This window comes from Enterococcus sp. PF1-24, from assembly GCF_029893325.1.
Lineage (GTDB): Bacteria > Bacillota > Bacilli > Lactobacillales > Enterococcaceae > HY326.
On the sequence record NZ_JARXWL010000007.1, the window covers coordinates 75,472 to 98,556 of the forward strand.

The following is a 23,085-nucleotide window of genomic DNA, read 5'->3' on the forward strand; positions in this document are numbered from 1 at the left end:
CTATTTACCTTTGATTGCTTGATACTTAGCAACGTACTCTTTAGCGATTTCTGTAACTTTAGCAAAATCACCAGTCGCAGCTGGCGCTAATAAATTTCCGCCGACACCGACTGTGATAACACCGGCTTTAAACCACTCTTCCATATTATCTAAACTTACTCCGCCAGTGGGCATAATATTTAATTGTGGCATTGGTGCTTTAAAGGCAGAAATTGCACTTGGACCATAAACACTACCAGGAAATAACTTAATGATATCTACTCCCGCTTGCAAAGCAACTTTCATTTCTGTAATGGTCATGCAGCCTGGTAAATAAGGGACTTGATACAAGTTACAAAGTTGTGCTGTCTCTGCATCAAAAGTTGGGCTGACAATATATTCTGCCCCCGCCATAATTGCTAATCGAGCAGTCACCACATCAAGCACCGTACCTGCACCAATCACGATTTCTGGGGAATCTTGATACATAGCTACTAACTCTCGAATGGCTTCATCGGCTTGCGGCACAGTAAAAGTTAATTCAATCCCCTTCATGCCACCAGCGACAATTGCCTGACTGGCTTGTATCGCTTCTGTTTTAGTTGCCCCGCGAACCACCGCAATCACACCGGCATTTTCTAAGCGAGTTAAAATATTAACACGTTTCACATTACCACTCTTTTCTTATTTAGAAATTTGCATTTACGATAAAGAAAACTACAGTTTTATTATACTAAAGCTGTAGTTTTTTTCAAGGTTTTTATAGAGTTTATTTTTTTAAAGAATTCATTAGCGCGGCTTCAATTAATTTTTTCGTTTCTTTAACCACTTGAACAATTTTGGCTTCTGTTGCTGGCGTTACGCGATATTTAGGCATACTTACGCTGAAAGCACCGAGGGTTTCACCTTGCTGCTTAATTGCGGCCCCGATGCAAAAAATATCTTTTTCCATTTCTTCGTCATCATAGGCAACTTGTTTACTACGAACTTGTTCTAATTCGCTAGCTAGTTTTAAAGGATTAGTAATTGTTTGCGGCGTATAGGCAAGCAAATCATGCTGGGCTAAATAGTCTTGATATTGGGCTTCAGAATATTCCGCTAACACCGCTTTCCCCATGGCAGAGCTGTATAAAGGTCGAGTGATGCCGATTTTTGAAGACATCCGAATCGTTTGATTTTTGGCTTCTAATTTATTTACATATAAAATTTCTTGATTGCTTACTACGCCAAGATGGATAGTTTCATCAATTTTTTCTTGGAGCGTTTCTAAATAAGGTAAAGTTAATTCAATCAAGTCTGTCTCTTCAAGGTTTTGATTCGCATAACGAATTAATTTTGAGCCTAATGTATAAGTTTTCTGACTACTTTTTTTAACATAACCAATTAATTGCAGTGTATCTAAAATTTTCAAGGTGGTTGAGTTGGTCATTTGTGTGCCTAAGGCGATTTCTTGTAAAGTCACTTCAGCATTTTCAGCAATAAAATCTAAAATAACTGCGGCTTTAATTAATACCGTGCCGTAAGGTTTTTGTTTTTCCATATTAATCACTCCTGTTTCTATATAAGAAATTATACCTTGCTTTTCCCAAATAGAAAACAAAAAAATACAAAATCATCTTTAATGACGATTTTGCATTTTTACAATATTAATAACTTAAAGGTTTCAACTCTAATTCATGAACAATATTACGAAAGTCCATCAAACCTTCTGCCAAGCCGCGAATTAAAACTTCTGCCGTGCCGATATTAGTAGCTAAAGGAATTTCATAAACATCACATAAGCGAATTAACGCTGTCACATCCGGCTCATGGGGTTGCGCCGCCAATGGATCCCGCAAAAAAATCACAATATCCATCAAATCATCTGAAATCATCGCGCCAATTTGTTGGTCGCCACCTAAAGGTCCCGATTTAAAACAATGCACCGCTAAACCGGTACTTTCCATCACACGACTGCCAGTCGTCCCGGTAGCATATAATTCGTGATCTTTCAAAATATCCCGATAAGCACTTGTTAATTTTACCATTAAATCTTTTTTGCGATCATGAGCAATTAAAGCAATTTTCATTTTTTCATCCCTTTCAGTTCTCTTTATCTATAATTTTCTATTTTATTCTTCGGCTTAAGTATACCAAAATTTCTTTTGCTAAGGAGATTTAATTGTAATTTCCTAAAAAATAGTAATAATTCCTAGTATATCCGGCGGGACTTTGCTACAATAAAAAGGAATATTTCTATTTAAAGAAGGAGACTTACAAATGATTGCAATTAGTGATTTAAAAGCAGGTATGACTTTTGAACAAGATGGCAAGTTAATTAAAGTAATGGAAGCTAGCCACCACAAACCAGGCAAGGGAAATACTGTTATGCGTATGAAATTACGGGACGTTCGAACAGGTGCTACTTATGATACAACAATGCGTCCTGATGAAAAAGTTCCTAAAGCACATATTGACACTAAAGCTGTTCAATATTTATATAGCCAAGATGACGTAGCAGTTTTCATGGATTTAGAAACTTACGAACAATATGAATTACCACTAACTTCTATTGAAGAAGAAATGAAATACATTTTAGAAAATATGGAAGTTAAAATTCAATTTTACGGTAGCGAAGTAATCGGGGTTTCTTTACCAACAACTGTTGTTTTAAAAGTAGTTGAAACACAACCTTCAATTAAAGGTGCTACAGTAACTGGTTCTGGTAAACCAGCAACAATGGAAACTGGTTTAGTAGTTAACGTGCCTGACTTTATCGAAGAAGGCGAAAAATTAGAAATTAATACAGCCGAAGGTAGTTATATTAAACGCGCTGGCAAATAATACAAAAGACTCTACCTTGCGTAGAGTCTTTTTGGTTGATTTTACCTAAAAGGCTGAGTTATAATAATTATGAAAAAGCTTTCTCTTAAATAAAAACAAATACTAATTTATTAATAAGGAGCTCAAAAAAATGAAATTAGCAATTGCCTGTGACCATGGTGGATTTGAAATGAAAGAAGCTTTAGTGAAACATTTAACTGCTGGTGGCTATGAAGTCACTGATTTTGGTATTGAAAACCCAGCTCAAGGGGTTGATTACCCTGATTATGCTGCCAAAGTTTGTCAGGCAGTAACCGCTAAAGAAGTAGCTAGTGGGATTTTGATTTGCGGTACTGGCATTGGCATGAGTATGGCTGCCAACAAATTTAAAGGCATTCGTGCTGCAGTCGTTGGTGATGTTTTTTCTGCTCAAGCTACCAAAGAACATAACAACGCTAACGTGATCTGTTTAGGCCAACGGGTACTAGGTGAAGGCTTAGCTGAAATGATTGTTGATACTTGGCTAACTGCTGAGTTCCAAGGCGGCCGTCATCAAAATCGGATTGATAAAATTAGTCAGTTAGAAGTTAATTTGTAAAATGCAACAACGCTCTTTAACAGTTAAGTTGAAGAGCGTTGTTTTTTGTTAGTTGAACCCGAAATATTGATTCGCGTTCGTGTATGAAATTTTTTCGATTATTTCGCCAATGTAATCTGAATCAGCAGGCAATTGTCCATCTTCCACCCACTCACTTATTAATTGACATAAAATCCGCCGGAAATATTCATGTCGCGGATAAGATAAGAAACTTCGTGAATCTGTTAGCATCCCAACAAAATTGGCTAAAATTCCACCTTCAGCTAAGGTCGTCATTTGATGACGCATCCCTGAATAGCTATCATTAAACCACCAAGCCGACCCAAATTGAATTTTCCCCTTAACATCTGCTTGAAAAGCACCCATCAATGCTACTAGCGGCAAATAGTCTTTAGCATTTAAAGAATATAAAATCGTTTTTGGCAAGTTTTCTTCCGAATTTAACAAATCAAACAAGCGACTAATACCTGCTTCAACCGCATCATCCCCCATAGCATCGCCACCACCATCTGGCCCATAGCTATTAAAGATTTTTGAATTATTATTACGGGTAGCCATTAGATGCAATTGTGCTGTCCAGCCTTTTTTTGCATACAAACGCATTAAATCTAATGCCAAACCAAATTGAAAATAACTAATTTCTGCTTCAGTTAAACTCTCACCAGCCATTCTTTTTTCAAAAATCTTCGCTAATTTTGTTTCTTCAATCTCTTGGTATGCTGTAAATGCTGGGAAGCTATGATCAGATAAGCGTCCACCAAGTTCATGGAAATAATCTACGCGCTTACTCAACGCCTGAACTAAAGTCTTATAAGAAGTGATCTTTTCACCACTATTTGTGCCTAATTGAAGCAAATAATCAAGATAACCTTCTGTTTGAATAGCTACAGCCTTATCTGGACGAAACGTTGGATAAACTTTAAAGCGTTTTTCTTCTTTTAACAGCTTTTGATGATATGTTAAAGAATCACTAGGATCATCCGTTGTACAAATAATTTTCACTTTAAATTGTTCAATTAAATTGCGAACAGAGAAACTTTCTTCCTGTAGTTTACGATTAGCTTGCTCCCAAATTTTCGGAGCATTTTTTTCATTCAACAAATCTTCGATTCCGAAGATTCTACGTAATTCTAAATGTGTCCAAACATATAAAGGATTGCCAATACACCCTTCCATTGTTTGTGCCCAAGCTAAAAATTTATCATAATCAGAACCATCACCAGTAATTAATGTTTCAGCAACACCGTTAGCTCGCATTAAGCGCCATTTATAGTGGTCGCCGCCTAACCAAGCCTGCGTAATATTTTCAAATTTCAAATCATCGTAAATTTCTTTAGGATCTAAATGACAATGGTAATCGATGATTGGCATGTTTTCCGCATAATCATGATATAACGTTTTAGCAAAATCATTTTTCAAAACAAAATCTTTATCTAAAAACATCTGCTTACTCCCAACTTTAAATAGTTTTAGTTTCTTTACTTTTAGCGATAGCTTCCCACAAACCTAGTAAATAACTGGCACCAATCGCGCGATCATACAAACCATAACCGGCACGTCCGGTTTCTCCCCAAATCATTCTACCGTGGTCAGGACGAATATAGCCATCAAAACCATTATCGTACATCGCTTCTAAAATTCTATACATATCTAAAGAGCCTTCAGTTGACAAGTGTGGCGCTTCATAAAAATCTTTATCATTACCTAAGTACTTAATATTACGAATGTGAGCAAACGGAATCCGATCCCGTTTACAAAATTCAGCTAAAATCTCATAAACATCATTGTTAGGATCTTCACCAATGCTTCCTGTGCACAAAGTGATTCCATTAGCTGGGCTATCAACAACATTACACAACCAATCTAGGTCTTCACGATTCTTAACAATTCGCGGTAAACCAAAGATTGAATAAGGTGGATCATCTGGATGAACAGCCATTTTTATTTCAACTTCTTCACAAGTTGGAATAATTGCTTTTAGAAAGTATGCAAAGTTTTCTCTTAGTTTTTGATCATCCACTTCTTTATAAGCTTCAAACAAGTTTTTAACTTGGGCTAAGCGTTCTGGTTCCCAACCAGGTAGCGTATAATCAGAAGTTGATTCTTCAACTTCTTTAACTATCTCTTCTGGATCCTTATCTATTCCTGCTTTTTCAAAAGCCATCGTTACAGAGCCATCTGGTAAAACATACTCTAAATCAGTTTTTATCCAGTCAAAAATCGGCATAAAATTGTAACAAATTACTTCAACTCCAAATTCAGCTAAATTGCGAATAGTTTCCTTATAATTAGCGATATATTGATCTCTTGTAGGTAAACCGATTTTTATATCATCATGAATGTTCACACTTTCAATTACTTTCAGCGTTAAACCATTAGCTTCAACTTCATCAACTAAAGCTTTGATTCGTTCTTTCGGCCACACTTCCCCTGCTGGAATATCAAAAAGTGTACCTACAATCCCTTTCATACCCGGAATTTGACGTATCTCTGATAATTTAACTTTATCAAATTCTTTACCATACCAACGAAATGTCATCTCCATAATAAATCCTCCAACTCTCAATAGATTAAAATTTATAGTTTCTTAAATAAAATATTTACTCGTTTACAACTTGATGTAATACTTTCCTTACAGCTCCAGCTTCTTTCAACATTTCAGTAAAATAGCCTTCAATCTGCTCGCCTAATCCAGCAGCGTATAAATCAATTCCAAATATTTGTTCATTCTTTAAAATCGGCGACACTCTTTGCTGAATATTACCTGTATACCCTAACTCTATCCCTCTTAATTTCCCTTGCAACTCTGCTAACAAAGGATCTGGGCTCGGAGCAAACGGCTGCCCTGCATCATCTATAGCCAATAAATAGCGCAACCAACCGGCTATCGCCAAAGGAATAAATTTTAATTCAGTCGCTGTTCCATGAATCGCCAGATGCTTTTTAATCGTTTCGCCAAAGCGAATTGCTACTTTTTGCGAAGTATCTGTGGCAATTCGTTGAGGAGTATCTGGAATCATCGGATTTGGTAACCGAAGTTTAAGCACCTCATCAATAAATGCTTTAGGGCTAATAATTTGAGGATCTGCAACAACAGGTAACCCTTCAATATAACCAATTCCTTTAATCAACTTAACAATATCTTCATCTTTCATCTCATCTGCAATCGAAGTATAGCCTAATAAGCAGCCATAAATAGACATTGCCGTATGTAAAGGATTTAAACAAGTTATAACTTTCATGACATCAGCTTTATCTACCGTCTCACGATTCGTCAGTATAACTCCGGCTTCTTCCAACGCTGGTCGTCCATTCGGAAAGCTATCTTCTATCACCAAATAATGCGTCGCTTCAGTGTTAGCAAAAGCCGCAATATTAGTGCCTTTTGTCGTATGAATAAGCGTTAATCCCTCAATACCTTCTTCTGCTAACCGATCAGCTACAAGCTGTGAAGGATTCGGCGTAATACGATCAATCATTGACCAAGGAAATGTAATTTTATCTGTATCTTGCAAATAATTAATAAAGTTTTCCGTTACTAACCCTTTTTCCAACCAGCCTTTCGCAATTTTTAAAATAGCGGTTTGAAATTGCTGACCATTTCGCGAAAAATTATCTGTTGAAATAAGCGCTAAAGGCAACATGCCAGCTTGAAAACGACTATAAAGCAAACTCGCAATAATGCTCATTGTATGCTGAACATTATCAGGGCCAGCATTAATATCTCCCTGAATCACCGCAGACAATTCACCTTGGGCATCTTTTAAAGAATAGCCTTTTTCTGTAATTGTTACCGTTACTAGCTGTAAAGAAGGGTTAGTAAAGATTTCCTTCACTTTTTCATAATTTTCTTTTTTGCTAGGTGGGCAATAATAACTAGCACTTGTGGCATTTAATATTTTTTTCTCTAAATTGCCATTTTCATGCATAATCACTTCTAAAATTTGATTATCAAAATCATGGTAAGCATGCTCAATGATTTCTTCATCAAAAGTTTCACAGACAATAACTCCAGTCTTCATCACGCCTTGATCAATTAATGTTTGTGCGATTTCTGCATGAAACGCCCGATATAAATTTCCACCACCAAAATGTACCCACTGTGGTTTTTTTTCGGTCTGTATTTGCAATTCTTTTTGTGAATGTTTTGGTCTTTTTATACTCAAATCTTCTAATTCATCTAAAGACACCATCGTATTCTCCTAGTTCTATTTTTTAATCAAATAATTAAAGCCGAAATCCTCGAGAAATAGCGGAACTCCTCTAAGAATTTCGACTTATTTCAAATCGTTAAAAAAGTTGAATTTTCTTGTTATCCTTTTATTTGTGGCATATGGAAACGATCATTAATTGCTTTAATCAAACTCAAATCGCATTTTGGCTTGCGATCGTAAGTCAATACTCCGTTAATTTCTTGTTCAACATCCGTTAACTGGGTGTAACAAAAACCGTATAAAATTTCAGAGGCATACAATGCCGCCATCACTCTACCATATTCAGAAACAAATTCTTCTTCATTTCCAACAGAGGTATAGCCCCAGCCCGGCTGACCAGATACATCAAACCCGATACCGCCAAATTCAGTTAACAGAACTGGCTCCCCTTGATGACTAAAACCATTGGCATAAATATCCCACGGTGAAGAGCAATAAGCTAAAATATTTTCTTTATTTTTTAATGTATCTTTAAAATATTGATATTTCGCTTCTTCCTCTTTATTTCCATGAGCGTAATTATGAATCGCACAAATATCACTTTCAGTTATTGCCCAACCGTCATTAGATATAACTAAACGAGTTGTATCTAATGAATGTAAATAGTGATACATAGTTTGTGAAAAATGCTGTTGTTGACGATTGTGTTGCACATCAGGAATTCCCCAACTTTCATTTAAAGGAACCCATGTAATAATACAAGGATGGTTGTAATCTCGCTCAATAATCTCTTGCCATTCAACCATCAAACGCTTAACTGCATCTTCATTATAAGCTGGAGCTGAAGCACATTCTCCCCATACTAGATAGCCTAATTTATCTGCCCAATATAAAAAGCGCGGATCTTCAGTTTTTTGATGTTTCCGACAACCATTAAATCCCATTTCCTTAGCTAGCTTTATATCTTCAATAAAAGCAGCATCTTCCGGTGCAGTCATTAAACTTTCTGGCCAATAACCTTGGTCTAAAACTAATTTTTGATAATAGGGTTTATTATTTAAATAAACCATCCCTCTTTGATGATGAATTTTTCTAAATCCAAAGTAGCTAAGCACTTGATCTTTAAGTTCACCTGCTTGTAGTAATTCAAATTGAATATCAAAGAGTTGTGGATTTTCAGGCGTCCATGAATAGCCATCACCATGAAAATTATGTCTAAAAATCATTTCATCAAATAAATCCATAGCTATATCAACTTTATTGCTAAAAATTTTTGTACAGCCAGCAGTAATCAAATCTCCTTTAAAAGTGATTTTATATTTCAACTTACTATTAGCTGCTGGTTGATTTATTTTAGCTTGAATTCTTATCTTCCCGTTATCATAAAGGGGAGTCATCTTTACTTTTGTAAGATAAATATCCGCAACTTCTTCTAACCAAACCGTTTGCCAAATCCCTGTAGTATTGGTATACCAAATCCCACGACTTTCATTTTCCCAAAATTGTTTTCCACGAGGGATTGATTCATCTTTTAAAGGATCATAAACTCTAACTACTAAACTATTTTCAGCACTCAAATAGTCTGTCACATCTACACTAAACGAAGTATGTCCGCCCTCATGTTGCATAACATGTTGACCATTCACATAAATATCTGCTAAGTAATCAACTGCACCAAAATGCAAGAGATATCTTTTGTCCTGTTGCTTTTTCAGCTGAATGTTTCGCTGATACCAAACAATTTCATGAGGCTCAGTTACATGAATACCACTCATTTTCGTTTGATATACAAAAGGAACATTAATTGTTTCAGTAAATGCTTGCTGACCGTTATACCACATTTCTTTACAGCCAATATTTTTGTCATCAAACATAAAATTCCAATCGCCATTCAAGTTCGTCCATCGTTCTCTGACAAACTGAGGTCTTGGATACTCATTTCTAAACGTCATCATTTCACCTTCACTTATCTTTTACTATTTTCTTTTAACGCCTTCCTTAATAAACATTTCTAATCAATTCAACCCATTGATTTTTTCTATCTGAATCATAAATACCACAAACCATCATTAAAGAATCTATAGCATCTTCACTAGCTAAATAGCTAAGATATGGATCTGATGCACCTGTAATTTTATTAACAAAAGTTTGAATCAAACGCTGATGCCCATTGCCCCAATAATCTTTTGCAGCCACACTGTCTGAATCTGTTGCTAGTAATACATTTTGATTATTAATCCATAATTCTTTATTGGAAAGTCGAACAATATCTTTTCCAAAATCAAAAGTTACAATTGGCGTCGGATCAGAAGAATAGTTATTCGAAGCATGGATCACCACCGGAACCGTTTCATCAATTAAAGCTGTCGCCATAGCTGCATCTTCCACTTCAATGTCGTTTTCAAGCAAAGATGTCATGATTTTCCCTTTAATTTTTTGCGGACATTTTACAAACCAAGAAATAACATCTAACGTATGAATGGCTTGATTGATTAAAACACCGCCACCTTCTTCTTGCCAAGTCCCTTTCCAATCAGCTTCACGATAATAATCTAAGTCTCTATGCCAAGTCACTTCACATTTCAAACCTTTTAACAGATTAAATCGCCCTTCTAACAGCAACTGCTTAAACTTAACGAAAGAAGGATTAAAACGATTTTGATAGCATACTGCATAATTTTTTTTGCTTAACTGAACAGCCCGACAAATTTCTTCAGCTTCTGTCACCGTGATTGCCATCGGTTTTTCACATATTACATGTTTATCGGCGGCAAGTCCCTGTAATGTCATTTCCTTATGCAAATAATGCGGGGTTGCGATAATAATGGCATCAATGTTTTTTGAAGCTAGTAAGTCTTGATAATCTTGATAAAAATCAGTCTGATATTCAGTCGCCAATTGCTTACCTTTTCTTTCATCAATATCACAAACCGCAACAAGACACGCTTCATCAATTACTTTTAACGCTTCTGCATGGACTCTGGAAATATTCCCACAGCCTATTAATCCAAAATTTATCATCTTCTCACACTTCTTTAAATTAGTAAGAGCCTTCTGTATCTAATATCTGCTCTTTTGTATCTTTCACTTGGGAAGTAGCGATACGTTTGTTTAATTCTGCTAAAAATAAATCTTCATCAATCGGCAAATCTACCCAACGCTCTAACCAAGAAGATAAATGAATCGCATTTGAAATACTCAAGCCAAAAATGCCATCTTCTGCAGGTGAAACTAGTTTTTCACCATTTAAAATATTATTCACAAAATTTTGCGTTACTTTGCGATGACCGGATTCCCCATCAAAAGTAACTGGAATCTTGATTTCCCAAACTTCTGGCTCACCAAAACCACCAGTATAAGTTTCATTCCATTCAGCTTCATCCACGACTGTTCGCCAAAATTTCAATTGTTCATCTTCAATCACAATTTTCCCTTGTGAACCAACGATTTCAAAGCGATTAGTTCCTGGCGTTTCAGTTGTAGTCGTTACAAAAACACCGGTAGCACCATTAGCATATTCTACATAAGCCGTTACTTCCGTCTCTACTTCAACTTCACGACGCTTACCATAATAAGCAAAACTATAAACTCGTTCAGGCATACCGCAAATCCATTGCCATAAATCCAATTGGTGTGGGTCTTGATTTAAAAGTACTCCGCCACCTTCACCAGCCCAAGTTGCGCGCCAGCCACCGGAATTATAATAACTTTGCGAACGATACCAGTTAGTAATAATCCAATTAGTCCGTCTCAACTCACCAATCTCACCAGCTTCAACTAACTCTTTAGCTTTTTGATAAATTGGATTCATTCGTTGATTGTACATCAGTGATAACGTTAACTCTGGATGTTTTTGTGATTCTTCAATCATTTCTCTGACTTTTTTTGTATACACACCAGCTGGTTTTTCTACTAAAGCGTGTTTGCCAGCTTTTAATGCCGCAATTGCTAAAACGGGATGATCATAATGTGGCGTTGAAATAATAACTGCATCCACTTCTGAATCTTTAAATACTTCTTCAGCATTTCCATAAAATTTATAGTTTTCGCCGTAACGCTCTTTAGCAGTTACTAATTTTTCAGGGTTGATATCACAAAATCCAGCTAACTCAACGCCTTGAATTTCACCTGAAAGAATATTATTAATATGCAAATTACCAATATTACCAATACCTATAATTACTACATTAACTTTTTTCATTACTTCCACTCCTGTTTCATGCCATCTACTAAAATAGTTTTTAATGCATCACTAGCTACTGTAAATAATTTTTCGCCGTCAGAAGCCTCTGCAGAAATTGAAACATTCTCTTTCTCTAACTCAGCAAAACCATCAAATATTGATAAATGAGGCTCTAGTGAAACAAACCCTCTAAAATCTTGACTAACTAATTCTTCTAAAACTCGTTGAACTTGGCCATCTCCCATGCCAGCCGGCGTTACTTTATGGTCGCTAAACTTAGCATCCTTAATATGCATATAAGCAATTTGATCTTTCAACAAATTGTAAGCTCGTGGATAAACTTCAACATCACACTGAACAAAATTTGCCGGGTCAAATGCAACTTTCAATTGTGGATTAGCTAATTCTTCAATTAAAGTAAAGCAACGTTCAGGAAGATCTCCGTAAATATCTTTTTCATTTTCATGAAGTAAAGTAATTTTCGGATAATCCTTAGCAACAGCTAAAAACTGACGCCAACGATTTAATACTTCTTCTTTAAAGTCATCAGCGTTTTTCCCTTCATCAATAAAGAAACTAAACATCCGAATATAAGGACTATTGAAAATTTCTGCGATAGCTAAAACATGTTTAAATTTCTCTAGATGTTCACTAAATGCCTCTTCGATATTAATCTTACCGATTGGCGAGCCAATACTGGAAACTTTAATACCTGCATCATCAAATTTTTGCTTATAAAGCTGTGCTTCTTCAATTGAGAAATCACTGACGTTTTTACCATCAATCCCCCGAATTTCAATATGAGAGATACCGTTTTTCTTTAATACACTTACTTGATTTTCAAAATCCGGACTGATTTCATCTGCAAAACCAGTAACTATAAAATTATCCATCTTTTTCTCACCTTACCTTATTTAAGTCATCAGTTATAACTACGCATACCAACGCTTAAATTAATTAATTTTTTTAGAAGCTAATCTATAAATTATTCCCCAAAACAATGCATTACCAAAAATAAAATTTAAGCCTTGAAGAAAATATCCAATGCTTAACCATAACATCAACAACAAAAAGATGCACAAAGTTCTAAAACTATAGCGCCAGCTGAAAAATACAGCCTTTTTTATCACTTCTTGCCAACTCGTTTCAGTTTGAAAAAATAGCAAACTATAAATACTAGCTACCACAATAAACATCAAGCTAATGTATAACAAAGGAAATAGCCAGTTTAGTTGCATCAATTCCATTAAAATATACGTATCTGTCAGGCAAAAGCTAATTACGGCTACTAACACTACACCTAAAAGGAACTTCTTTTGATAGCCAGCTCTCAAAAGAGCACTATAATCTTTAAACGAAATATTCTCTTTATCAAAAACTTGTAGTAACGTCACTAAATTAGGTACCACAAAAAGAAAAGCAAGCGCATAAAAGATATAAGTTTTTTCAGAAAACTTAAAAACAAGATTTACTATCGTCCAAGGTAAAGAATATAAAGTCATAAAGATACTTATTTTTACATAATCATAAATCGCACCATTAATCGCTTGAACTGATTTGGGTGAGATAATATTTTTAATACTTGCAAACATAACGATCTTATCCTTTCAAGCCACCTGTAGACATGCCATCAATAAATTGTTTTGATGCTGAGAAGAATAAAATAATTGATGGTAATAAAGCAATTACTGACATAGCAATAATTTGATTCCAGTTAAAATTACCGCTAGTTGTATCCATTGCCATTTTCAATGCTACAGATACTGGGAATTTTTCAACGCTAGAAATATAGATTAATGGCCCCATAAAGTCATTCATACTTCCCATAAATTCAAGCAAACCAATTGTTACTAAAGCTGGTCTAACAATCGGTAATAAAATTTTAAATAAAAACTGAATCGAGTTACAGCCATCCATCATGGCTGCTTCATCATAATCTCGTGGAATTCCTCGCATAAATTGGACTAACATAAAGATGTTAAAAGCACTTTGCGCAAATAAAGTCCCTGCGATTAATGGTACATAAGTATCTAAAAATCCTAAATCTCGCCATAATAAATACATAGGAATGGTTTTTACAACTCCAGGTAAAAACATGGTAGAAATCATAGCAGAAAACAAGATTTTCTTAAATGGAAAATCAAATCTTGCAAAGCCATAAGAAACGAAAACTGTCGAAATCAAAGTAAATACAACTTTAGGAATTACAATTTTGAAAGTATTGATAAAATAAGTTGCAAAAGTAAATTCCGTCCCTGTTTGCCAGCCCTTGATATAAGGCGTAAAATCAAAAGATTTAGGCCAAAAACCAATTGAACTAAATATTTCAGCATTTGTTTTAAAAGTTGCCCCTACCATCCAAATAATTGGATATAACATCAATAAAGCAACTGCTAACAAAATAACATAACGGATTATTGCACCAATTTTAATTGGTTTTTTTCTTTTTACATGAACTTGACTAACTGTATTATTTGCCATTTTCATCACTCCTCATCCACATAGTACACCCATTTATTTTGCGTTAAGAAAATAATTCCCGTAAAAATCATAATGATAATAAACAAGATCCATGACATCGCGCTGGCATAACCCATACGGAAAAATTTAAATGAGTAATTATAGATCATTAACGATGTAAATTGAGTTGCTTTCAACGGGCCACCACCTGTAATCAAGTAGGCACTGTTGAACTCTTGAAACGCCCCTACCATTCCCATAACTAAATTGAAGAATAATGAAGGCGTGATTAATGGTAGTGTAATTTTAAAGAATTGTGTGATTTTTTTCGCTCCATCTACTTCGGCAGCTTCGTAAAGTTCCACTGGAATATTTTGCAGCGCTGCTAAGAAAATAATCATTGATGAACCAAATTGCCAAACACGTAATAAAGAAACTACAATCATTGCTAAATTAGGATCAGATAACCATGGTAAAGGATCAATTCCAAAGATACCAATCGCTTGGTTAATCAAACCATCACCTGTAAATAAAAATTTCCAAATTACAGAAATAGCCACATTCCCCCCTAAAATAGAAGGAATATAATAAGCTGTTCGGAAAAAATTAATACCTTTAAGTTTAAAATTCAAAATTACTGCTATCAATAATGCAAAGACTAAAGAAGCGGGTACAGTTAAAATTGCGTATTTAAAAGTTGCTACTAATGAATTTAAAAACTCTTTATCAGCAAATAACTCTTTATAATTGGCTAAACCAATTAATCTCGGCTCACGAACCATAGTAAAGTCAGTAAAGCTGATATAAAGAGAATTCAAAAAAGGATATACTGTAAAGATACAAAAACCAATGACCCATGGCATCACGTACAATAATCCTGTCCAATTTTTCTTTCTCATAATCGTTTCTCCTCATTCATATTAAGGTAATAAATTTTCTGAAACTTATTATTCAGAAAAAAATTCATATTAAAACGCTTAAACAAAGTGAAAAACGCTGGGATAGCTTTTTAGAAACCCGTGCGCTTTCCACTATTAATTACTTACTCAATTGTACTTTTTACTTGTTCAACTGCCTCAGTCATACCATCAATTGTTCTTTGAGCTGCTTCAGATGAATCAATTTTCCCATATGAAAATTCATCAAATGCATCGTTGTATGCTTGCATTACTTTACTCATCTCAGTGTATTTGCTAAAAGTAATACCTTCAGTATTTTGTACATATTCATGAACATCTTTATCAATACCAGTAACTTGACCATCAGCCTCTAAAATATCAAAAGCTGTTTGGTTTGCTGGCACACCACGTGCTAAACTCATCGCTTTTACGCCTTCTGGTTCGTTTAATAAGAAATTCAATAGTTTTGCTGCCGCTTCTTGATTCTTAGAATTTTTAGAAACTGCAAACAACATAGATGGTTTATTAATAACTACTTGTTCACCATCTTTAGTTAATGTTGGAAAATTAATCAAAGCTAATTCTTGACCAGCTTCTTCCATATTTTTATATTCCCCAGAAACTTGCGCAGACCAAGTTGTCAAATTGCCATACTGTCCATCTAATAATTTTTTAGCTGGCGCGCCTGGGTTTGCATCTGCTTGTTCTTTAGTTTCTTGAATTGTTGGAATAACCCCTTTATCAATCAAACCTTTATACCAATCAAAAGCTTCCTTAACTGTTGCTTTATCATATTGAAAAGTTCCGTCTTCTGCTAAAATTGTTTTGCCTGTTTTTTGTTGCATATAAGTTAATAGTGCATAAGTATCAATTCGTGCAGGGAAAGCACCATCTTCAAATTTATCGGCTGCTTCAATATATTCGTCCCATGTCGTTGGAATTTCAACACCACGTTCTTCAAATGCTTTAGGGTTAATACACCATACGCGAGCATTTTCACTAAAAGGTACTGCATTTAACAAACCGTTAACTTTGCCTGATTCTAATGTTGTTTCATCATAGCCAGATAAATCCAACCCATCTAATGTACTTAAGTCTGCAAAACCTTCGCCAGTTGGTGAATATTGCGCAATCCAGTCATAGTTAACTTGCATGACATCTGGTTCAGTTTTACCAGTAATTTGTGTTGCCATTTTTTGCTCAACACCATCCCAACCGCTGTATTCTGCTTTTACTTTAATATCCGGATTCTCTTTTTCAAAGGCCTTAATCGCTGCTAAGGTTGCTTCGTGACGATCATCCCCACCCCACCAACTAATTCGAATCGTTGTTTTTCCATCATCAGCTGCTTCTTTTTTGCTGTTGCCACAGCCAGCTAACATTACCGCACTCATTAACAAAACCCCACCGATTGTTAACATTTTTTTGAACTTCATATAATTTTCCTCCTAAACCAAATAAACTTTTTTGTAAACAGTAGCTTTACACAGAAATCTTAACACCTGCAGAAAGCCTTTACAATCTTTTTTAAACAACATCCGTCACTTTCAACACAAAAATTAACAGTCACTATTCCAAACAATCAAAAACATTTTTTCTGTTAACTTTTTTGTTTACAGAAGTTGACACCTTAGTAAAACTGTCGTACACTTTCGTTTGAAAATACTTTTGTATTAAGGAGATTTATTATGTTTATTCAGTTAGATAACAACGGTATTAGCACACTTAAAGCTCTTTCTTCCGACACTCGTGTCACGATAATTCATCTACTTTCAAATGAACCATCTACAGTTAGCGAAATTGCTAAAAAATTGAATTTGAGCAAAGCTATCGTTTCTAGACACCTTCGTTTACTAGAAGATGCCAGAATCATTAAACTCGATGATTCTAAAAACAGTTCTGATAATCGAACTAAAAACTTTAAATTAGCTGTTGATCATATCGATATCGATTTTCCTAAAAAAATTCATTTACCTTTTCAAGAATCAATAACTGAAATAAAATTAGGCTATTTTTCAGATTTTTCTGCTGAACCAACTTGTGGTTTAGTCAGCGAAACTAAAGTTATTGGCGAATTAGATGATCCTCGTTCATTCGTTTCTAACGAGCGTATTGAAGCTTCTTTACTCTGGTTTTCTGATGGTTTTGTTGAATATGTCGTTCCTAATCAAATTCCTGCCGATGCTCATTTAGAGTTACTCGAACTCTCTTTAGAGCTTTCATCAGAGTTTCCAGAATCAAATAACAACTGGCCAAGTGATATTTCTTTCTTTATTAATGATATTCCTTTAGGCACTTGGACCGCTCCAGGTAATTACTCAGATGTCCGTGGAACCTTAACACCAAAATGGTGGGCAAGTACGTTGAGTCAATATGGTGTTTTAAAACATATTCGCGTCACTAATACCGATACTGGCATTGACGGTAAAATGGTTTCTAACACAAAATTAAATGATTTGAAGTTAGATACTTCACCTTTTATTAAAGTGAAAATCGGTGTCAAACCGGATGCAAAAAACAAGGGCGGCTTAACTATTTTCGGAAATGCTTTCGGAAACCACCCCCAAAATATCTTATTGAAATGTTTCTACTCAGATCATCACTAACATCTGTTTATGAATCTACATATTGAGCAGGAAGCTAATCTTCATCAGCTTCCTGCTTTAATATTCAATTGTACTTTTAACTTGTGCAACAGCTTCTGTCATGCCGTTAACAATTTTTTTGTTGTTTCAAACGTATTTTATAACAAATAAAAAAACGGATGAAATTTATCCGCTACACAGCGAAAATAGATTTCATCCGATTTATTATTAATAATTACATTTAAGCTAACATCATCGCTAAATTCGTTACTACTTCATCAGCTTCTGGCAGTTGTTCTTTCGTTCCAATACCAATCGTGCGCATACCTGCGTTTTTAGCTGCCTCAATTCCCGCTTCCGCATCTTCAAAAACAACACAATCATCAGGTGCTAACCCCAATCCTTCTGCTGCTTTAAGAAAAACTTCTGGGTCTGGTTTCGCTTTCGCCACTTTATTACCATCAATAATCACATCAAACAAATCAATAATATTCAAACCTTCCAAAATCATACCTGCATTTTTACTAGCAGAACCTAGCGCAATTTTCACTCCATTCGCTCTTAATTGTTCAATATAAGCTTTAGCTCCAGGTAAAAGTTCGGATTCATCAATGTTTTTAATCAACGCCACGTACTCATCATTTTTTTCTTCTCTTAAAACAGCTTGCTCTTCTTCTGTAAATGTTAAACCACCAATTTCAAGTAAAATCTCCAAAGAACGAACACGGCTAACACCTTTTAACCGTTCATTATGCTTTTCAGTAAAATTAAATCCTAATTTGTCTGCTAAATTTTTCCAAGCAATATAATGAAACTTAGCAGTATCTACGATTACACCATCCAAATCAAAAATTGCACCTTTTATTTCTTGCATATCATAGTCTCCTCTTTCGTAATTGTAATTTGATAAAGTTCATCTTGTAGCATAACATGAAAAGCGAGTTTCTGCCATTTCTCTGGCAAACGGGGATTTATTTCAATTTTGTTATCTTTAATCGTTAAGCCACCGAAACCAAGTACAGCTGCCATCCACGCACCGCCATTAGCAGCTGGATGAGTTCCACCAATATAGATTGTCCCTGCAAATTGTTTCGATTAACCACTTAAATCAACGGTAGCAGTCTTCATAAAATATGGGTATGCCCACTCTTGATTATCTACATCACAAGCTAAAAGTGAATAAATACAGGGGCTTAACGAAGAGCCATGCTCTGTTCGCGGTTCATAATATTCCCAATTTTTTTGTTTAACCCATTGCGAATATTCGTCTTTAAATAAATACAACATCAGGATTACATCTGCTTGTTTAATTACTTGGGTATCTGATGCCACTCCATAAGCACCGCCCCAATACTCTTTTGGATCCAAAAGGCGAGAGCGAACATCAGCAACTGAACAATCCTCTAAATTGAAATAACCATCAAATTGTTCAATCAAAGCTGTAGTTTCATCAGGGTGTGGCACATATATTTTAGCAAGCAACTCATCAATTTCTTGCAAATCATTTTGATACGCTAATTCTTCGATTAACTCGTTATAAAAAGCAGGATGCTCTGTTGCTAATAAATCACAAACTTTTCGAGCAGTCTCTAAAGTAAAAGCAACCATTTTATTTGTATAAGCGTTATTATAAACACGTTCATGATACTCATCTGGTCCAATTACATCAATCATTTCAAAACGCTCTTTTTCTCCTTTGTAATAGGCATAAGAAGCAAAAAAGCGCGCACATTCTAAAATTACCTCAGCACCACCATCCAGTAATAAAGAGTAATCTCCAGTAATACGATAACTTTCCCACAAACCATAAACAACTGCCCCACTGATATGAATTTGTTTATCTCTAAAATAAGTTCGCATCGGTCTTTTAGTAAAAACATCGGTCACGTTATAATCTGAACAAGCATCTTGCCCATTTTCTTGGCTCTCCCACGCATAAAAAGCTCCACGAAAGCCATATTCTTTAGCCTTAGCTCTAGCACCATCTAAAGTATTGATACGATAACGCATCAAATTTTTAGCTATTTCTGGATTGGTGTGTAAGAAAAACGGCAACATAAACATTTCAGTATCCCAAAAGATTGCTCCTTTATAAGTCTGTCCTGATAAACCACGAGCCGGAATTGACAAGCTATCCGAGTGATGTGGTGCAATAATCTGTAATTGATAGATACTGTAACGCAACGCCAACTGTGCTTCTTCATCACCTTCAATCTCCACATCAGCAATTTCCCAACGCTTTTTCCAAATAGCAATATGTTGGCACTTTAATTGCTGATAACCTTGAGTCATTCCTTCATGGGATAAACCCACAGCTGTAGTGATAGGATCAACTTCATCATCGTCTGTAACAACTGCGATAACTTTTGTTAGTTCATAAGTTTTACCCGCTTCTGCTTGAAACTCTATTTTTCGAAAAATTTGTTTATCAGTCTCTCTGATTATTTCTCTAGCTGTAAAATCATAGTAAATTGTATCGGATACAGAAATTACTTTTTTCAATTCTTGTGTTTTAGTTGTCAAGGAAATCGTTGAGCCTTCAGTTTTAAACTGATAATCAAATAAATGCGGCCCATTAATATCCCAAAATTCCAGTAGTAATAACTACCAAGCCATCTGAAGCTACTTTAACAGTATAGTGCAATGCCATTAAATGATGATTTTCGCTGCTAATAAATCGTTCAGCAGTAATCGTAACTGGGCCTTTCTCAGTGGAAAAAATTGTTTGCCGGCGATGTATAGCTTGCTTCATGTTCAACTCTTGTTGATGTGATTCCGGTTCCTGTTCAAGAAGAGACATTTCAGTGCCGTTTACATTCACTTTCGTGAAAAATGCATTCGGTACATTAATTGGCTCCCGCCAAGCTTCACCTACTTGATCATAAATTCCAGAAAGATTACATGCCACAAACTCATTCTTACCGTATTCTTCAAAGGTTCCACGATAGCCCATATAACCATTTCCCAGCATAAAAGTATTACCAAAAGTGACAGTATTTTCTTTTTGAAAGTTTTTTGTTATTGTCCAACTCATGATAGTTTCCCACCTTTTTTATTATACAAAACAAGACCGGACTAAAAAATCCGGTCTTCATTCTGTTACTCAGTCCGCCATTTTTCAGGAATTGTAAGTGTAAATATATCAGTTCCTATTTCATAAACCTGATCATAAATCGTGATTTCAACAGAGTGATTATTTACTACTTGAAAAGCAACTTTTTCACTAGTTACTTTTATTTCAATAACAGCCTGTTTGTACTCCACACGAAAAGTATAACTATCCCACGATTGAGGAATTGAAGGATTAAACAATAACATTGGGCCATCACTACGAAGACCACCAAATCCGTAAACAATATTAACCCAGGCTGCTGCAATTGAAGTTGTATGCAAGCCTTCATTCGTATTACGATTATAATTATCTAAATCCATTCGTGTTGCAAATCCAAAGAAATCAAACGCTTCCTCATGACGACCAATTTCAGCTGCTAAAATGGAATGAATTGATGGGGAAAGTGATGATTCATGAATTGTTCGTGGTTCATAAAATTCATAGTTCACACGTTTTTCTTCCGATGTAAATCGTTGATTATATAAAAATTGAAACATCAATACATCAGGTTGCTTAATCATGTCATTACGATAAATCCGATCATAAGACCAATGATTATATAACGGAAATTCTTCAACTGGAATTGAATGAATATCAATGTGTGGTAATTTAAAATAACCATCATGTTGCTCAAATAAACCTGTTTTTTCTTGTAGTATAACAGTTTTTTCAGAGCACTTTTGCCAATTGTTTAATTCATCGTCTGAAACACCTGTTTTTTCTTGTAATAAATCATACATAGTCGGTGCAAGTCGTTGTAGTTCACACAACACTTCAACTGTATAATCAAAAGTCTGTTGTGCCATATAATTAGTATAACCATTATGATTAACCATTACTTGAAACTCATCTGGCCCCATCACACCGAAGAAGCCAAAATCACCTTCTGGACTCCAGTCACCTCGAGCTGCTAAAAATCGTGAAATTTCAATCAACATTTCTGCCCCATGCCCATATAAAAACTCTTTATCTTCAGTTAGATGAACATAATGCCAAATACCATAAGCAACACCTGTGCTTGGCTGAAACTGAGTGCTAGCATGTTGCCACAAATCACAAGCTTCTTTACCATTCAAGGTAGCAATCGGATAACAAGCACCTGGGCAATCCAAATCACGGGCACGAACTTTTGCTTGTTCCAACGTATTATACCGAAACTCCAACAAATTACGAGCTGCTTTAGGATTATTGAACAGATAATATGGTAAACAACATGTTTCTGTATCCCAAAAAGCATGTCCACCATAAGCTTCTCCCGTCAGACCTTTAGCACCGATATTATTGGTTGGATCTTGTCCATGATAAGTTTGCTGTAGTTGGAAAATGCAATAACGAATTCCTTGTTGATTTTTATCATCGCCTTCAATCTGAATATCAAAGTTCGCCCAAACGTAATCCCAAAAAGTTTTTTGCTCCAACAATGCTTTTTCATAACCTAGCCCTTTTTGTAAAGCTAAAACTTTTTCTCCACGCGACCATAAGCTTTCAACACTCTCAGTAATTTTTTTCTCAACAACATTAGTAACCATTTTTTTGACAGTGGTTTCTTGACCTTCACTTAAGTTCAAAGTCATCTCATAACCAATAAATTGTGGCTGCTCTAACTTGTTCATCACTACATCTTGATTTATTTCTAATTCAAATCCTGAATAAACACGTTGTTCAGATGAAATTGTCTGTGATAAAATACTTGCTCCTTGCTCAGTAAATCCTTTTTTTTGTTCTTGCCAATAAGCTACATCTCTACCTGCATGAATGGTATTGAAATCCAAACCAAGCGTTGCAGAGATTACACCGGAAAAATTCTCTGGTACTAGTTGAATCACTTGATAACCATATTCTGCTCTTTCCATATGTAAAAAGCGTTGCATGCTGATTTTGATTCTTTTTCCTGATGCTAAAATCCAAGTAAAACTCCGAGTTAAAACGCCCGTTTTTAAATCTAGTTCACGACGAAATTTTTCAATTGTAGAAACATTGATGTCGAGTTGCTCCCCCTCAATGCTTAAGCGTGTATATAACCAATCAACAGCATTTACCATAAAATGCGGCTCCGTTACAACACCTTTATATCCAGTATACGTACTTTTAGTATTTTCATAAATCCCATTAAAATAACTACCTAAAAGAGACTCACTGGTAGTACCTTCTTCAAAATATCCACGAACACCCATATATTCATTGCCAAGTGAAAAAATTGATTCCGCAACTTGACTATATGATGGATCAAAACCATCTTCAATAATCTTCCAAGGATCAAGTACAAAATATTGATCAGCTATTTTTGCCATATTACGCCTCCATACCACTGTT

22 protein-coding genes are annotated in these 23,085 nt (G+C 35.3%); 3 read left to right on the plus strand and 19 right to left on the minus strand.

Going from position 1 to position 23,085, the window contains the following annotated elements:
* The 3 genes from M2139_RS04800 to mgsA form a co-directional block, all read right to left on the minus strand.
* Complete coding sequence (locus M2139_RS04800; protein ID WP_280737679.1) at positions 1-648, minus strand: bifunctional 4-hydroxy-2-oxoglutarate aldolase/2-dehydro-3-deoxy-phosphogluconate aldolase; 648 nt, start codon at positions 646-648, stop codon at positions 1-3.
* A gap of 100 nt (positions 649-748) precedes the next feature.
* A complete protein-coding gene (locus M2139_RS04805) occupies positions 749-1,519 on the minus strand; it encodes an IclR family transcriptional regulator (protein ID WP_280737680.1) in 771 nt (256 codons plus the stop codon).
* Between the two features lie 106 nt (positions 1,520-1,625).
* On the minus strand, positions 1,626-2,048 hold the full coding sequence (gene mgsA, locus M2139_RS04810; RefSeq protein WP_280737681.1) for a methylglyoxal synthase: 423 nt from the start codon (positions 2,046-2,048) through the stop codon (positions 1,626-1,628).
* A 190-nt stretch (positions 2,049-2,238) separates the two neighbouring features.
* Between mgsA and efp the strand changes: the two genes are divergently transcribed.
* Both efp and rpiB read left to right on the plus strand, forming a co-directional pair.
* On the plus strand, positions 2,239-2,802 hold the full coding sequence (gene efp / locus M2139_RS04815; protein WP_280737682.1) for an elongation factor P: 564 nt from the start codon (positions 2,239-2,241) through the stop codon (positions 2,800-2,802).
* A 130-nt stretch (positions 2,803-2,932) separates the two neighbouring features.
* Positions 2,933-3,379, plus strand: coding sequence for a ribose 5-phosphate isomerase B (rpiB, locus tag M2139_RS04820; protein WP_280737683.1), 447 nt, complete (start codon positions 2,933-2,935; stop codon positions 3,377-3,379).
* Positions 3,380-3,427: 48 nt separating this feature from the next.
* Here the strand turns inward: rpiB and uxaC are convergent, their stop codons facing one another.
* The 11 genes from uxaC to M2139_RS04875 form a co-directional block, all read right to left on the minus strand.
* Entirely contained in the window at positions 3,428-4,822 is a 1,395-nt protein-coding gene (gene uxaC, locus M2139_RS04825; RefSeq protein WP_280737684.1) for a glucuronate isomerase, read from the minus strand.
* Positions 4,823-4,838: 16 nt separating this feature from the next.
* Positions 4,839-5,924 carry a mannonate dehydratase gene (gene uxuA / locus M2139_RS04830; RefSeq protein ID WP_280737685.1) on the minus strand — a complete coding sequence of 362 codons (1,086 nt, stop codon included), beginning with the start codon at positions 5,922-5,924 and terminating at the stop codon, positions 4,839-4,841.
* Between the two features lie 55 nt (positions 5,925-5,979).
* Positions 5,980-7,572: a mannitol dehydrogenase family protein gene (locus M2139_RS04835; protein ID WP_280737686.1), complete on the minus strand. Its 1,593-nt coding sequence runs from the start codon at positions 7,570-7,572 to the stop codon at positions 5,980-5,982.
* Positions 7,573-7,691: 119 nt separating this feature from the next.
* On the minus strand, positions 7,692-9,485 hold the full coding sequence (locus M2139_RS04840; RefSeq protein ID WP_280737687.1) for a sugar-binding domain-containing protein: 1,794 nt from the start codon (positions 9,483-9,485) through the stop codon (positions 7,692-7,694).
* A gap of 46 nt (positions 9,486-9,531) precedes the next feature.
* Positions 9,532-10,554 (minus strand): Gfo/Idh/MocA family oxidoreductase, encoded by a 1,023-nt coding sequence (locus M2139_RS04845; protein WP_280737688.1) that lies wholly within the window; start codon positions 10,552-10,554, stop codon positions 9,532-9,534.
* Between the two features lie 19 nt (positions 10,555-10,573).
* Positions 10,574-11,734, minus strand: a complete 1,161-nt coding sequence (locus M2139_RS04850; protein ID WP_280737689.1) for a Gfo/Idh/MocA family oxidoreductase — start codon at positions 11,732-11,734, stop codon at positions 10,574-10,576.
* Positions 11,734-12,609: a TIM barrel protein gene (locus M2139_RS04855; RefSeq protein WP_280737690.1), complete on the minus strand. Its 876-nt coding sequence runs from the start codon at positions 12,607-12,609 to the stop codon at positions 11,734-11,736. The genes M2139_RS04850 and M2139_RS04855 overlap by 1 nt, the downstream gene beginning before the upstream one ends.
* Before the next feature lie 60 nt (positions 12,610-12,669).
* A complete protein-coding gene (locus M2139_RS04860) occupies positions 12,670-13,308 on the minus strand; it encodes a hypothetical protein (RefSeq protein WP_280737691.1) in 639 nt (212 codons plus the stop codon).
* Positions 13,309-13,315: 7 nt separating this feature from the next.
* Entirely contained in the window at positions 13,316-14,197 is an 882-nt protein-coding gene (locus M2139_RS04865) for a carbohydrate ABC transporter permease (protein ID WP_280737692.1), read from the minus strand.
* 5 nt (positions 14,198-14,202) lie between these two features.
* Positions 14,203-15,075 carry a sugar ABC transporter permease gene (locus M2139_RS04870; RefSeq protein ID WP_280737693.1) on the minus strand — a complete coding sequence of 291 codons (873 nt, stop codon included), beginning with the start codon at positions 15,073-15,075 and terminating at the stop codon, positions 14,203-14,205.
* 143 nt (positions 15,076-15,218) lie between these two features.
* The gene (locus M2139_RS04875; RefSeq protein ID WP_280737694.1) at positions 15,219-16,511 is read right to left on the minus strand and encodes an ABC transporter substrate-binding protein; all 1,293 of its coding nucleotides are present in this window, start codon (positions 16,509-16,511) and stop codon (positions 15,219-15,221) included.
* Between the two features lie 252 nt (positions 16,512-16,763).
* Between M2139_RS04875 and M2139_RS04880 the strand changes: the two genes are divergently transcribed.
* Positions 16,764-17,681 (plus strand): ArsR family transcriptional regulator, encoded by a 918-nt coding sequence (locus tag M2139_RS04880; RefSeq protein WP_280737695.1) that lies wholly within the window; start codon positions 16,764-16,766, stop codon positions 17,679-17,681.
* A 220-nt stretch (positions 17,682-17,901) separates the two neighbouring features.
* Here M2139_RS04880 and pgmB read toward each other — a convergent pair whose 3' ends face one another.
* The 5 genes from pgmB to M2139_RS04905 form a co-directional block, all read right to left on the minus strand.
* Entirely contained in the window at positions 17,902-18,534 is a 633-nt protein-coding gene (gene pgmB, locus M2139_RS04885) for a beta-phosphoglucomutase (RefSeq protein WP_280737696.1), read from the minus strand.
* Positions 18,522-18,689 carry a glycosyl hydrolase family 65 protein gene (locus M2139_RS04890; protein WP_280737697.1) on the minus strand — a complete coding sequence of 56 codons (168 nt, stop codon included), beginning with the start codon at positions 18,687-18,689 and terminating at the stop codon, positions 18,522-18,524. Before M2139_RS04890 ends, pgmB begins: the two co-directional genes overlap by 13 nt.
* A gap of 66 nt (positions 18,690-18,755) precedes the next feature.
* On the minus strand, positions 18,756-20,183 hold the full coding sequence (locus M2139_RS04895) for a hypothetical protein (protein WP_280737698.1): 1,428 nt from the start codon (positions 20,181-20,183) through the stop codon (positions 18,756-18,758).
* 52 nt (positions 20,184-20,235) lie between these two features.
* Complete coding sequence (locus M2139_RS04900) at positions 20,236-20,694, minus strand: hypothetical protein (RefSeq protein WP_280737699.1); 459 nt, start codon at positions 20,692-20,694, stop codon at positions 20,236-20,238.
* Between the two features lie 65 nt (positions 20,695-20,759).
* On the minus strand, positions 20,760-23,063 hold the full coding sequence (locus tag M2139_RS04905; protein ID WP_280737700.1) for a glycosyl hydrolase family 65 protein: 2,304 nt from the start codon (positions 23,061-23,063) through the stop codon (positions 20,760-20,762).
* Positions 23,064-23,085: the final 22 nt, after the last annotated feature.